Source organism: Sphingobacterium lumbrici (assembly GCF_006476045.1).
GTDB lineage: Bacteria > Bacteroidota > Bacteroidia > Sphingobacteriales > Sphingobacteriaceae > Sphingobacterium > Sphingobacterium lumbrici.
The window spans coordinates 129,957-142,486 of sequence record NZ_SRZY01000028.1; the positions used below are offsets into that span (position 1 = coordinate 129,957).

At 37.9% G+C, this 12,530-nt stretch carries 14 protein-coding genes; 12 read left to right on the top strand and 2 right to left on the bottom strand.

The window, feature by feature from the left end; genetic code table 11:
• Positions 1 to 106: 106 nt before the first annotated feature.
• Positions 107 to 1,501, bottom strand: a complete 1,395-nt coding sequence (locus tag E4F24_RS10220; RefSeq protein ID WP_140938599.1) for a DUF6600 domain-containing protein — start codon at positions 1,499 to 1,501, stop codon at positions 107 to 109.
• Between the two features lie 276 nt (positions 1,502 to 1,777).
• On the opposite strand from E4F24_RS10220, the gene E4F24_RS10225 reads away from it, so the two are divergent.
• From E4F24_RS10225 to E4F24_RS10245, 5 genes are all read left to right on the top strand, one after another.
• Positions 1,778 to 2,533 (top strand): MlaE family ABC transporter permease, encoded by a 756-nt coding sequence (locus tag E4F24_RS10225; protein WP_140938600.1) that lies wholly within the window; start codon positions 1,778 to 1,780, stop codon positions 2,531 to 2,533.
• Between the two features lie 3 nt (positions 2,534 to 2,536).
• A complete protein-coding gene (locus tag E4F24_RS10230; RefSeq protein WP_140938601.1) occupies positions 2,537 to 3,310 on the top strand; it encodes an ABC transporter ATP-binding protein in 774 nt (257 codons plus the stop codon).
• Between the two features lie 5 nt (positions 3,311 to 3,315).
• Positions 3,316 to 4,317: an MlaD family protein gene (locus E4F24_RS10235; RefSeq protein WP_140938602.1), complete on the top strand. Its 1,002-nt coding sequence runs from the start codon at positions 3,316 to 3,318 to the stop codon at positions 4,315 to 4,317.
• A 3-nt stretch (positions 4,318 to 4,320) separates the two neighbouring features.
• The gene (locus tag E4F24_RS10240; protein WP_140938603.1) at positions 4,321 to 5,025 is read left to right on the top strand and encodes an RluA family pseudouridine synthase; all 705 of its coding nucleotides are present in this window, start codon (positions 4,321 to 4,323) and stop codon (positions 5,023 to 5,025) included.
• Between the two features lie 113 nt (positions 5,026 to 5,138).
• Positions 5,139 to 5,405, top strand: coding sequence for a hypothetical protein (locus E4F24_RS10245; protein ID WP_235891198.1), 267 nt, complete (start codon positions 5,139 to 5,141; stop codon positions 5,403 to 5,405).
• A 13-nt stretch (positions 5,406 to 5,418) separates the two neighbouring features.
• Here E4F24_RS10245 and E4F24_RS10250 read toward each other — a convergent pair whose 3' ends face one another.
• Positions 5,419 to 5,724, bottom strand: a complete 306-nt coding sequence (locus E4F24_RS10250; RefSeq protein ID WP_140938604.1) for a DUF4286 family protein — start codon at positions 5,722 to 5,724, stop codon at positions 5,419 to 5,421.
• Positions 5,725 to 5,861: 137 nt separating this feature from the next.
• Between E4F24_RS10250 and E4F24_RS10255 the strand changes: the two genes are divergently transcribed.
• From E4F24_RS10255 to E4F24_RS10285, 7 genes are all read left to right on the top strand, one after another.
• Positions 5,862 to 7,739: an alpha/beta hydrolase family protein gene (locus tag E4F24_RS10255; protein WP_140938605.1), complete on the top strand. Its 1,878-nt coding sequence runs from the start codon at positions 5,862 to 5,864 to the stop codon at positions 7,737 to 7,739.
• Complete coding sequence (locus E4F24_RS10260) at positions 7,740 to 9,413, top strand: sensor histidine kinase (protein WP_140938606.1); 1,674 nt, start codon at positions 7,740 to 7,742, stop codon at positions 9,411 to 9,413.
• Between the two features lie 3 nt (positions 9,414 to 9,416).
• The gene (locus E4F24_RS10265) at positions 9,417 to 10,109 is read left to right on the top strand and encodes a response regulator transcription factor (protein WP_140938607.1); all 693 of its coding nucleotides are present in this window, start codon (positions 9,417 to 9,419) and stop codon (positions 10,107 to 10,109) included.
• Between the two features lie 138 nt (positions 10,110 to 10,247).
• Positions 10,248 to 10,721: a transcription elongation factor GreA gene (gene greA, locus E4F24_RS10270; RefSeq protein WP_140938608.1), complete on the top strand. Its 474-nt coding sequence runs from the start codon at positions 10,248 to 10,250 to the stop codon at positions 10,719 to 10,721.
• A gap of 149 nt (positions 10,722 to 10,870) precedes the next feature.
• Positions 10,871 to 11,284, top strand: coding sequence for an HIT family protein (locus tag E4F24_RS10275; protein WP_140938609.1), 414 nt, complete (start codon positions 10,871 to 10,873; stop codon positions 11,282 to 11,284).
• A gap of 37 nt (positions 11,285 to 11,321) precedes the next feature.
• Entirely contained in the window at positions 11,322 to 11,975 is a 654-nt protein-coding gene (locus E4F24_RS10280; protein ID WP_140938610.1) for a DedA family protein, read from the top strand.
• 7 nt (positions 11,976 to 11,982) lie between these two features.
• Complete coding sequence (locus E4F24_RS10285) at positions 11,983 to 12,525, top strand: inorganic diphosphatase (RefSeq protein ID WP_136901080.1); 543 nt, start codon at positions 11,983 to 11,985, stop codon at positions 12,523 to 12,525.
• Positions 12,526 to 12,530 lie beyond the last annotated feature (5 nt).

Consider the following 12,530-nt stretch of genomic DNA (forward strand, 5'->3'; position numbering starts at 1 on the left):
GTTATTGCCTGCAAACTTAGATAATTATACCGATTATTTATGAAAAAAGCAAGCTGGATTATATCCAGCCCGCTTTTGTTTCAATTAAACTTATAGAAATGTCGTATTATCGGCTTCCCCGACCACTGCTTCTCTCGTTGCTATTGCTACTACCACGATTGGTAGATGAAGCGGACGTTTGACGGCTTGGCGCCGAGCTTCTCTCCACGCTGGAGCTGGCTGCCGGACGCGATTCACGTACACTTGCCTGTTGTACGCGTTGTGGTGCACTTTGTTGGGTACGCGGCTGACTGCGTTGTTCCCTTTGTTGTTGCTGACGTTGAACCGGTGGCGTGGTTTGTTGACCATTACCTCTTTCTACGGATGACCGGTTCGGTGTTCTAGCCTCCTGTTGCGGAGCGGCAGTAACTTTTTCCGGTCTGCTTTCTCTTTGTTGATTTTGAACGGCTGCATTAGGGTTCCTGTTTACAGTAGCACGATCTGATCGATCTGCCTGCTGCGTAGAGGAACTTGTCGCATTACCGGGTTGACGGTTGTTTCCGTTCGTAATCGTTGCATTCCCATTGCGGTCTATTCTCATTTCACCCGTATTATTCGTTCTTGAGTCATTAGTCCGGCCGATGGATGCATCTTGACGATTAGTGTTTCTATTATTTTCTACTTGTCCTCCAGCATTATTGCGACTGTTGCTGCGGGAAGTAGTTGCTTCCGGGCGACGGTTATTATCTCGGGCAATGGTATTGTCACGTGATGAAGAACGTGTACTTCTATTCTTGTCAAGTTCAGGTCTGTAGATAGAAACCGAACGGCTGTCGGTGCGTGAAGCTCCCGGACGATCGGAATGACGTACATTTCTTACGGTAATACGTTGTCCCAGTCTGCGTTCTAAATCTCTACGCGACGGCCCACCATAGTAGTGATGATTGTTAACTACATAGGTGTTATGTATGATAGTTGTCCGGTTAAAGAAGTTAGACCTTCCGGGGTAACAATATCTGTATACGTCTCTTGCAAAAATATGGCGTGTAGGTGCAAATATCCATAAATTTATAGGTAATCCGATAGATACACTCACGTTGAGACGTGGCGCCATCGGAGCCCATCCGTAGTACCCATCTCCAGAACGCCAGTCTACCCAAGCTGGCCCCCATTCGTATCCGGGTATCCATCCCCAACCTCTGTAATTGGTATATATCCACCTGCCGTAATGGAAAGGAGCCCACCCCCACGGATAGTTCGAGACCCAAGTGTTACCATATTCGGTCATCGTCCAATACCCATTAGAACTATAGGGACGAAAATCTGCACCGGCATCGGGAAACCAGATGTCTCCATAGGATGGGTCGTTGTCCCAGTATCCATGTGGTGATAATTCGTTGTAAAATACGTCTAACGATATTGCTCCGTGTACTTGTGCCTTGGCTTTGTGTAAGGAGAAAATGCCTATTAATAAGAAGACGATTACCAGAATCCGCTGTATTGTTGTTGTCCGAGTGTTCATAATATCCTTTATTTGAAATGAATGATGGTCTCTGTTTGTAATATGACGGTAAAAGGGTAGGGAAGGTTTAATGAGGTGCGTTATCAAGGTTCAGGACAGCGAAATTATTTTAAGAGTTTCTTACTTCTATCTGTAGAACTACAAAAAATTACCTTTTAGTGATATTTTTAACATGTCTAATCGTTTGCAAACCTTCATTAAGAAAATAAAAAGTTTGTACATTTGCCCAATCTTCGGGTGATTAATTTGGTTAAAATACTAGCTTCAGAAAATTTAATGGGAAGGAAAATAGAAAGTCTACTTATCGAATTCGCGAGAATACATCGGTTTTTTGTGCGATTTTTGCGTGAATTGGTTACTCCTCCTTTCGAATTTAAAGAGATCATTAGACAATGTTATGAAATTGGCTGGAAGTCGTTTCCATTAATTAGTTTAACCGGATTTATTGTTGGTTTTGTATTTACGAAACAGTCACGCCCTTCTCTCGAAGAATTTGGTGCAACTTCTTGGTTACCTTCTTTAATATCCATCGCTATTGTGAGAGCGTTAGCTCCTCTGGTGACAGCTTTGATTGCATCAGGAAAAGTTGGTTCTCAAATCGGAGCTGAGCTCAGCTCCATGAATGTTACCGAACAAATAGATGCGATGGAAGTGTCTGGTACCAATCCAACCAAATTTTTAATTGTAAGTCGGATTATTGCAACGACCACCATGATTCCTGTACTTTGTTTTTATGTAGCTGGTATTGGTTTGTTGGGGGGATATTTGAGTATAGCCGCAAAGGATGACATGAGTCTGTTGAGTTTCTTTAATCAGGTTTTTGAATCCATAGCTGTTAAAGATATTTTTGCAATGGTACTGCGTGCAATTGTGTTTGGCTTTACCATTGGCTTTGCAAGTTGTTATGTTGGTTATTATTCTTCTAAAGGAACAGAGGGGGTTGGAAAAGCGGCAAATGCAGCTGTTGTGTCTTCTATGTTTTTGGTTTTTATCGAAGAGCTGCTAATTGTACAAATTTTATCATTTTTTTAATCCATGGAAAAGACAACTCAAAATATAAACTACGAAGATGTAGTGATCCATGTGGATAAAGTGAGTAAATCGTTTGGGGATTTGCATGTCTTGCGTGATGTAGACTTGCAACTTTACAACGGTGAAAATCTGGTCGTGTTAGGTAGATCGGGAACAGGGAAGTCCGTTTTGATTAAATTGATATCAGGACTTCTGAAACCTGATCAAGGAAATATCAACGTGTTGGGTGAAGTGGTAAATATACTGGACGAACGTGATTTAAGGGGGTTACGCCAGCGTATCGGATTTTCGTTTCAAAACAGTGCGCTCTATGATAGTATGACGGTTCGCGAAAATCTGGAGTTTCCACTGGTGAGGAATAAACGAAATTTAACGCGAACTGAAATTGATAAAGAAGTAGAAGAGGTATTGGAGGGAGTTGGTTTATCCCAAGCGATCAATCAGATGCCTTCAGAACTTTCAGGAGGGCAGCGCAAGCGTATTGGTATTGCACGCACTCTGATTTTACGTCCCGACATTATGCTGTATGATGAGCCTACTGCCGGTTTAGATCCAATCACTTGTCTGGATATTAATTCGTTAATCAATGAGGTACAGGAGCGGTATAGGACATCTTCCATCATTATCACCCATGATTTAGCATGTGCGAAGATGGTAGGAGACCGTATGGTGATGTTGCTTGATGGTAAATTTGAGCGACAGGGAACATTTGAACAAATTTTTGACACGGAGGATGAACGTGTCCAACCATTTTATGATTATAATTTTATTGTTTAAAACAGATGAGTACAAGTGAAAAAAGGCGGTCGATAACGGTAGGTTTATTTGTGTTATTGGGATTGGTTATACTGGTAGCAGGGATACTTGTGTTAGGTACGCAACAAAATAAATTTAGTAAGAATTTAGTTATTACGACCTATTTCCATGATGTGAAGGGATTGAAAGTCGGGAATAATGTATGGTTTTCGGGGGTGAAAGTAGGTATTGTGAAAGAGATTAAATTTAAGAGTATTGACGATGTGAAAGTCGTGATGCATATTGAAGAAAAATCCAGTCAGTTTATCCGCGAAGATGTTGTTGCTAAATTAGGTTCGGATGGTTTGATAGGTAATGCCATCGTAAATCTTATTGGTGGATCTAATGAGGCACCTCCCATCAAAAATGGTGATGTGATAGATTCTGGAAAAGGCACCGATACGGAGGCGATGTTTGCAACATTGCAGACCAATAATGAGAATTTAGTTGAAATAACTAAAAATTTTGCATTGATCTCTAAAAATATGGTCGATGGAAAAGGAATCATGGGCGCTTTACTTACAGATTCTACGATCTCATCCTCTTTATCCGGATCACTGAATAGTTTGAATAAAGTGATGTCCGATGCCACTCAAGCTTCCGCAAACTTAGCCATATTGACGAAAAAACTTAATAGTAGCGAAGGACTATTCCATGATTTAACGACAGATACAGAAGTGTTTGCTAGTTTAAGAGAATCTGCAGCGCAATTACAGGGCGTTACGCAGACGGCAACAGCGCTGATGAATAATTTGAACGAAACCTCGGCAAGGTTAAATAGTCCGGATAATGCCCTTGGCGTATTGACAAATGATCCTGCCGCCGCAGACGAAATTAAGCAGATATTGAGGAACCTGAATCTTAGTACACAAAAGCTAGATCAAAATATGGAAGCTTTGCAAAGTAACTTTTTGCTAAGAGGATTCTTTAAGAAAAAAGCGAAGCAAGAAGCTAAACAGCTGGAAAGTCTGCAGAATACGATTCGATAGAGAATGGATAGAATCACAGATAAAGACGTATTATTTGAAGATAATCATTATATCGCTGTTAATAAGCGAGGTGGTGATATTGTACAGGTAGATCCTTCGGGAGATAAATCTCTTGAAGAGATGGTTAAAGCGTATTTAAAAATTAAATACAACAAACCTAATGACGCATTTGTCGGCGTTATTCATCGTTTAGATCGTCCCGTTAGTGGGATGATCCTGCTCGCGAAAACAAGCAAGGGACTGGATCGTATGAATCGGCTGTTTCACGATAGGAAAGTAGAAAAGACGTACTTGGCTTTGGTTAAGAATAAGCCAGATCACATGTCAGGTAAGCTGACGAACTGGTTGCTCAGGGATCGTAAAAAAATGATTACCAAGGCGTATGATCGTGAAGTGAAAAATGGAAGTTATGCGGAGTTGGATTATCGGGTTATTGGGAATTTAGAAGGATATTATCTATTGGAAGTCAAGCCACTTACCGGTCGTACGCATCAAATTAGGTGTCAATTGGCTTATATAGGGTGTCCCATTGTTGGGGATAATAAATATGGATATCCAAGAGGTAGTATTCGTCGGACTATTTGTCTTCATTCCAGATCATTGGAATTTATTCATCCTATAAAGGAAGAGCCCGTTCTTTTAACGGCACCGCTTCCGATAGATGGTTTTTGGGAAAAGTTTGAAACCCTTCTCAAAAGAACTTCATAACCCTTATGAGCAACAGAGGTGTGAAGACGATTTAAAGGACCTTGAGCGCCTTGGAGAGTAAGTACCTAAAGTCAAACGATACCAATTGAGTTTTAATTTTGTAAGTTTGTGACATGAAAGGATCATCATTGTTTATTCTTATTGTAGGAGTATCTTTATTTACGCTACTTTTTCAACCGAATGCAGCGATTGCACAATGTGCGATGTGTTCACTGAATGCGGAAAATAGTACGCAAGGTGAGAATACGCAAGGTAAAGGATTAAATGATGGCATTCTATTCCTTTTATCCGTTCCTTTCATCTTAGGTGTCGGGGTCGGACTGTTGTGGTATAAAAAATACCGTAACAAAGAAGAAAGAGCTTCTCTATTTCAACAATAATTAACAAAAACTATCAAGAGCTTTTGTTAATATCTGCTATGTATTCCATGACACTATCGAATATGAAAGCTTTCTCCAGATAATATAAGGCAATATGTTCTTGAAGAACGGACACATGGTCTTGTTGGAAAGAGTGGATAGCTTGCTCGTTGTCAGCAACAATTTGTACACAGTAGGTTGAACCTTCGTGAGGAGTATTGAGCATTTTTAGAAACTTTACTTCATTTTCGATTTTTAAAAGCCAATCTGTTTTCACCCAGTTTATTAACTGCTGATGATTTTCGTCATCTACGATAATGGAAATATTGTATAAGTACATTGCGTAAAATTACAATATTTTTTACATCTGGATTTCCTGTTTTTTATATTTATAATATAGAATGCTGTAAAATTAAGGTTGCAATGCAAGAGAAGTGTTAAAATTTTCTAATATTTGGAGATACGAGGTACTGTAAGATGTGGTTGATTAAAAGGCTTAATATTTATATATTGTTTTTCTTGTGCTCCTGCGGAGGCGCTCAGGATAGTACGATTCCTATACCCGATTTTTTTGAGAAAGCTGAGAAAACGAGCTTTAAACTTTCACCAGATGGAAGCAAGATTGCTTATTTGGGGTTGGAGGATCACTGTCGGAATATTTTTGTATTGGATATCGTAAATCCGGATTCTTCCAAACAGCTTACGTATCAAGATAATATGAATGTGCAGTATTTTTTTTGGGCGACCAATGATTCTATTGTTTATTCTAATTCTCAATCATTTGAAGATAGCCTTCGCCTGTACACAATAGATGTCAGGTACGAACTGTCAAAACCTTTGATCCCTGTTGATGACCATCAGATTAGATGGCTTAATACTTCGCGTGCTTTCGGGGGTAATATTTTGGCTTTGATGAACAGAAGGGATTCTTCGGTTTTTGACTTATACCGTATTCGATTGGACGGAACCGGTTCTACATTGATCGATCAGAATCCAGGGAACTTTTCATCCTGGTTTGCTTCCAATGATGGAAAGGTGCGGTTGGTAATGAGCAGTGATAGTGTTGAAGAAACATTTTGGTATCGTGTAGAAGAGGGAATGCCTTTTATTAATGTAATAAAAACAGACTTTGAATCGACAATTTTTCCTTTAGGCCCTGTAAGAGGTAATGTAAATAGCATGTATGCACTGTCTAATATGGGACGCGATAAGCTCGCTTTGGTCGAGATGGAAATTCAGTATGGCAGAGAAACTAAAGTTATATTAGCGGACCAAGATGCGGATGTCAATAGAGAAGGATACTTTTTCTCTCATGAAGAACCTCTATTTAGTACAGTGTATAAAAACCATAAAGAAGTCGTAATTCATAATCCCAAGTTAGCACAAATATATAGGTATATCAGAAAGAAATTTAGTGATTATAGTATAGATGTACTGGATGTAGATTCTATGTTCAATACCGTTATTTTTAAAACGTATACGGATCGTAATCCAGGTAGTATTTATTACTATCATGTCGCTAAAGATAAGGTAGTGGAGTTGACTGCTCAAAACCCAAAGCTTTCAGGGAAGTCTTTAGGACAAATGAAAGAAGTTTCTTATTATTCCAGGGATGGCAGAACGATAAAAGGCTATTTAACCTATCCGCTAAAAGAACAAAAATCGTATCCAGTGGTAGTTCTGGTGCATGATGGTCCCAATCGGAGAGACGTTTGGGGATTTAATGCGGAAGTTCAATTCTTGGCGAATAGAGGATATGCTGTTTTCCAGGTTAATTACCGCGGGTCTACGGGGTTTGGTAAAGAGTTTTTTACAGCGGGATTCAAACAATGGGGGGGAGAGATTCAAAATGATATCTCGGACGGAGTGACCTGGCTGATTCATCAAGGCATTGCCGACAAAACTCGTATTGCGATTATGGGGGCAGGGTTTGGAGGGTATTCCGCATTATACGCTGCTTGTTTTAATCCTACGCTCTATAAGTGTGCTATTTCTTCTTCAGGGTACATTAATTTATTTACCTATTTCAAAGAAATACCGCCCTATTATCAACAGTATCTGAAGTTGTATCATCGGATAATTGGTAATCCAACCAAGGAATATGAACTGTTTAAAGCAATTTCGCCTTTATTTCATGCCGAAAAGGTGAGTATTCCGATTCTGTTTTTTCAAGGAGGGAAAGATAAACATAGTAGTGTGACGGATGCGAATCAATTCATTCAAAAAGTAAAAAATAGAGATGTCCCTGTTCGTTATGTCTATAAAGAAGAAGAAGGCAAGCGCTTTAGAAAGGCGGAGAATATAATTGAATATTACCAAGAAGTAGAAGCTTTTTTAGCTTCGTATCTAAATTAAATGAACAAGTTCGATTTCAGATACCGGAAGAACCTTGGATTGCTACTCGCATTTTTACTGTTAGTAACAATGTTGTTTGTGGTGTCAGGTTTTCTTGCTCGTAATATGACCGTTAATTTTGTAGAGACCGAATTCAATAATAGGAAAGTCGAAGTCTTTGACGAATCCATTAAACCTTTTAATGAATTTTTTAGCACAAAAATACCAGAGGTCTCTTACTTCCAGGGATATATTGATTCTACTCAGGCATCGGGATTATCTAGTTCTGTTTTACGGAAGTTCCCGTTTGTAGATAAAATCGTCTTCTTTGATATTATATTTACGAATAGAGATTCCCTTACTAAAGGAGTGAAATTTAATAACTTGGTGATCTCTTCCAAAGCGAGCTATGATTATTATCTCAATAAAGATAATAGGCTTATCAGCGAGCGTCAGAATATCGATGAGTACCGTAGCTATTCCGATGAATTTAATAATATGGTTTTAAAACTCGTCGGCTATTTGGATCGGGTTACCGATTCCATCCGAATTACAGATAATGAAATTTACAAAGTGTTTTACTCTGTGCAACCAGGGAAAATAACCTATATGAATATTCCGAGGATTTCGGATTTAGTAGCTTATAAGGCCATGATGGGGGATGAAAACTTACCTAAAAGCACGTATGAGCAGGATATGTTTGTATTCTCCATTGATCCTCGGAAAATTAGAATTGTAAATAAGTATCCTAGTCTATATGAGGATATTTATATAAAACCTATTGTTGACCAGGGTGTGATAGAAAGCGAACCCTATCTCAGCACAGAGCTTCCGCTGCCAGGTGCACTTTCGGATTATAAATTACAGTTTGATACTTCTCAAGAGTATATTCAAAAGGAAGTCAATAAGCGCTTTTTTCCGGTGATAGGTGCATTATCTGTTTTATACCTGATTATGCTGTCTATAGGGTATTTGATATATCGTAATGTAATGATTAATAATAAATTGTATCAGTTGCAGTACGATTTTATTAATAATCTGACCCATGAGTTTAAAACGCCCGTTAGTGTCATTAAGATCGCAGGTAACAATATCAAGAGTGCGGAGAGCCTTTCCGTTAAGGAACGGGAAATGTATGGCAGAATATTGGATCAAGAGGCCGATAAACTGAATAGTTTGATGAATAAACTTCTTTCTTTTGCGCAAATAGAAAATAAATCGATGAAATTCAATGGTGAATATATTGATCTCAAAGAATTTTGTGAGCGCGTGTTTGATGCATTTAAATTGAAATATGCGGATCTAAAACTTAACTATTCTATTAAGGTGCACCATGAATTATATGCTGACCCAGTCCTACTGAATAGTGTATTTCAGAATCTGATCGACAATGCCTATAAGTATTCGCCAATTGATCGGAAAGTTTTACAGGTTGAGGTTCAACAAAATAAGAAGAATTTTGTTATTATATTTAAAGATCAAGGAATCGGTATCGATAAAAAGGAATTTAATAGTATTTTTAAGAAATTTTATCGCGTAAAGAATCAATTCAATCAACAAGGAAGTATTGGCCTAGGTTTGGCTTTTTGTAAAGAAATTGCTGAATTTATGGGCGGAGAAATAAAAGTAGAAAGCCAACTCGGTATTGGTACGATTTTTACACTTACTTTTCCATTAGATGTTAAAAAAGTTTAATTTATGGATAGAGATATTACAGTAGCGGTCATAGAGGACGACGAAAATTTGAGATTTTTGGTCAGTCATAGGTTGCAGACTGAAAATTACAAGGTTATTCAGAGTGGTAATGGTTTAGAAGCCGAAAAGATGATTCTTGAGGAACAGCCGGATATTGTGCTCCTGGATTGGATGCTTCCGGGAAAAGAAGGGATTGAAGTGTGTGAGTCTGTACGTAAGGCGGGGTTTGAGCAGATCATTATTATGATGACGGCTAAATCTCAAGATGTGGATAAAATCGATGCCTATAGCTACGGTGTTACCGATTATATTACTAAGCCATTTAATATGGATGTATTAGTCGCAATGATCGAGAATAAGGTGCGCTTTTTTGTGCCTAAAAGTAATAAAGATATTTACCATTTTGGGAATACAGAGCACCATCCACAGATACATTCACTGGTGAGAGATGGGAAGAAAATAGAGCTCACTATATTAGAAAACAGAATTTTGTTGCATTTTCTTCAAAATATGGGCAAAGATATTACGCGAGAAGAGTTGATGGAAGTGGTATGGGGCTATAGCTCCAATGTGAATACACGCACGTTGGATATGCATGTGGTACGTTTACGAAAAAAAATAGAGCATAATCCCGATAAACCTACCTACCTACAAACGGTAAGAGGGTTAGGGTATAAATTTGTAGACGAAGAATGATTTTTTTAAGTTTGGAAATATAAAAGAACTTTTCTATCTTCGTAAAGAGAGCAAGACCAGATTGTCCATCAGAGGATAATGTGGTCTTGTTTCTTTTTTTTAAAATAAATGGTAAAATAACTAGGTTAAATTAATATTATGGCAGAAGTAACTTATTACACAGAGGAGGGGTTGACAAAACTGAAAGAAGAAGTTCAGTATTTGAAAACTGAGGGAAGGCTTAAAATAGCGAATGCAATTGCTGAAGCACGTGACAAAGGTGATTTGTCAGAGAATGCAGAATATGATGCAGCCAAAGAAGCACAAGGTTTGCACGAAGCCAGAATTGCTAAGTTAGAAGAAGTATTGTCAAGTGCGCGACTAATTGATGAATCTAAATTGGATACATCAAAAGTATTAGCGCTTTCTATTGTAAAACTTAAAAACAAGAAAAATGGTGCGGAGATGACTTATCAATTAGTTTCGGAAACGGAAGCGGATTTGAAGTCAGGGAAGATTTCAGTGAAATCACCGATTGCGCAAGGATTATTGGGGCTTTCGGTAGGCGATATTGCTAAAGTAACTGTACCTGCGGGTGAAATAGAATTGGAAGTATTAGAAATTTCAAGATAGTATAAGATTAGGTTATGAGCGGTATTGCCATAACCGCTCACCAAATAACAGCAAAAGGAGCTCTAAAAGATAGAGCTCCTTTTGCTGTTAGTGTCTTTTTGCTGGTATCTTTTTGCTATATTTGTTACATATTTAATATTGATAGATATATGTCTACCATTTTTTCAAAAATTATTTCGGGAGAGATCCCAGCTTATAAAGTTGCGGAGAGTAATGATTATTTGGCTTTTTTGGATGTTAATCCTTTGACGAGAGGACACGTTTTAGTCATTCCGAAGAAGGAGATAGATTATATTTTTGATATGGAGGATGAGGGATATGTTGGAATGTGGATTTTTGCTAAAATTGTTTCTCAAGGCATAAAAAATATATTTCCGTGCCGTAAAGTGGGGGTTGCGGTAGTCGGATTGGAAGTGGCACACGCTCATATACATTTGATTCCCTTAAATCATGTACATGATATGAATTTTGAAAAGCCAAAACTTTCTTTACCAGCGGATGAAATGAATAAGATTGCAGAAGATATCCGTGAATCTATTGCTCGTATTACAAATTCCAATTAAGTTTGAAATCAACTATTCGAGAATTTAAAAAATAAATATGCAAGAATTCTTAATGTCCTTTCAGCAACTGATGGATCCCGAGTACTTATTAAGTCATGGTGGAATTTATATCGTTTGTCTGATTGTATTTGCTGAGACCGGTTTGTTTTTTGGATTTTTCCTTCCTGGTGATTATTTATTGTTTCTTGCAGGCTTGTTTTGTGCCTTGGGGAAAATCGATGTGACTATTACGACCATGTATTTTGGAATATTAGTTGCAGGTATATCGGGTAACTTTATAGGGTATTGGTTTGGTTATAGAACAGGACCGATGCTCTTCAAGCGACAGGATTCCTTTCTCTTTAAACGGAAATATGTTATTATGGCGGAAGAATTCTATCAAAAATACGGCGGAACTGCTTTGATTATTGGTAGGTTTGTCCCGATTATTCGTACATTTGCGCCAATATTCGCAGGAGTTGTCAAATTGAATTTTCGGAAATTTGTACTATTTAATATCATAGGCGCGATTTTGTGGGTTTCTTTATTGACACTTTCAGGCTATTTTCTAGGAGTTCAGTTCCCTTGGATAATAGACTATGTTGAATATATAATTGTAGGTCTGATCGTTATAGCATTTTTGCCTATAGCAATAGCGCTACTAAAAAGATGGCTTAAAAACAGAAAAGAAAATAAACATAACAAACAGTAACAAATTAATGAGTACACAACATCCTTGGCATCAAGTTTCTCCCGGCGAGGACTTGCCAAATTCTGTAAATGCTATTATAGAAATTCCTAAAGGTTCAAAGGCGAAATACGAAATTGATAAAGACAGTGGTTTAATCAAATTGGATAGAGTGTTGTTCTCATCTGTCATGTATCCCGCTAACTATGGATTCATTCCTCAAACATATTGTGATGACAAAGATCCATTGGATATTCTGGTATTATGTTCAGTAGATGTGTATCCAATGAGTTTAATTGAAGCCAAGGTAATCGGAGTAATGCACATGATTGATGGCGGGGAGCAGGATGATAAAATTATTGCAGTAGCGAAGAATGATATGTCGGTGAACTATATCAATGATTTATCCGAACTTCCTCCGCATACAATGAAAGAAATTGTACGATTTTTCCAAGATTACAAAGCTTTGGAAGAGAAAAACGTGACAATTGAAAATTTATATGGACGTTCTTATGCTCAAAATGTAATTTTAGAGAGTATAGAGTTGTATAAAAAGGAATTTGGAAACAAATAACGCAT

Coding starts and splice junctions, on each gene's coding strand:
- E4F24_RS10260 (WP_140938606.1), top strand. CDS start 7,740: ATGAACAAGTTCGATTTCAGATACCGGAAGAACCTTGGATTGCTACTC.
- E4F24_RS10225 (WP_140938600.1), top strand. CDS start 1,778: ATGGGAAGGAAAATAGAAAGTCTACTTATCGAATTCGCGAGAATACAT.
- E4F24_RS10250 (WP_140938604.1), bottom strand. CDS start 5,724: ATGTACTTATACAATATTTCCATTATCGTAGATGACGAAAATCATCAG.
- E4F24_RS10255 (WP_140938605.1), top strand. CDS start 5,862: ATGTGGTTGATTAAAAGGCTTAATATTTATATATTGTTTTTCTTGTGC.
- E4F24_RS10245 (WP_235891198.1), top strand. CDS start 5,139: ATGAAAGGATCATCATTGTTTATTCTTATTGTAGGAGTATCTTTATTT.
- E4F24_RS10265 (WP_140938607.1), top strand. CDS start 9,417: ATGGATAGAGATATTACAGTAGCGGTCATAGAGGACGACGAAAATTTG.
- E4F24_RS10235 (WP_140938602.1), top strand. CDS start 3,316: ATGAGTACAAGTGAAAAAAGGCGGTCGATAACGGTAGGTTTATTTGTG.
- E4F24_RS10285 (WP_136901080.1), top strand. CDS start 11,983: ATGAGTACACAACATCCTTGGCATCAAGTTTCTCCCGGCGAGGACTTG.
- E4F24_RS10280 (WP_140938610.1), top strand. CDS start 11,322: ATGCAAGAATTCTTAATGTCCTTTCAGCAACTGATGGATCCCGAGTAC.
- greA (WP_140938608.1), top strand. CDS start 10,248: ATGGCAGAAGTAACTTATTACACAGAGGAGGGGTTGACAAAACTGAAA.
- E4F24_RS10220 (WP_140938599.1), bottom strand. CDS start 1,501: ATGAACACTCGGACAACAACAATACAGCGGATTCTGGTAATCGTCTTC.
- E4F24_RS10240 (WP_140938603.1), top strand. CDS start 4,321: ATGGATAGAATCACAGATAAAGACGTATTATTTGAAGATAATCATTAT.
- E4F24_RS10230 (WP_140938601.1), top strand. CDS start 2,537: ATGGAAAAGACAACTCAAAATATAAACTACGAAGATGTAGTGATCCAT.
- E4F24_RS10275 (WP_140938609.1), top strand. CDS start 10,871: ATGTCTACCATTTTTTCAAAAATTATTTCGGGAGAGATCCCAGCTTAT.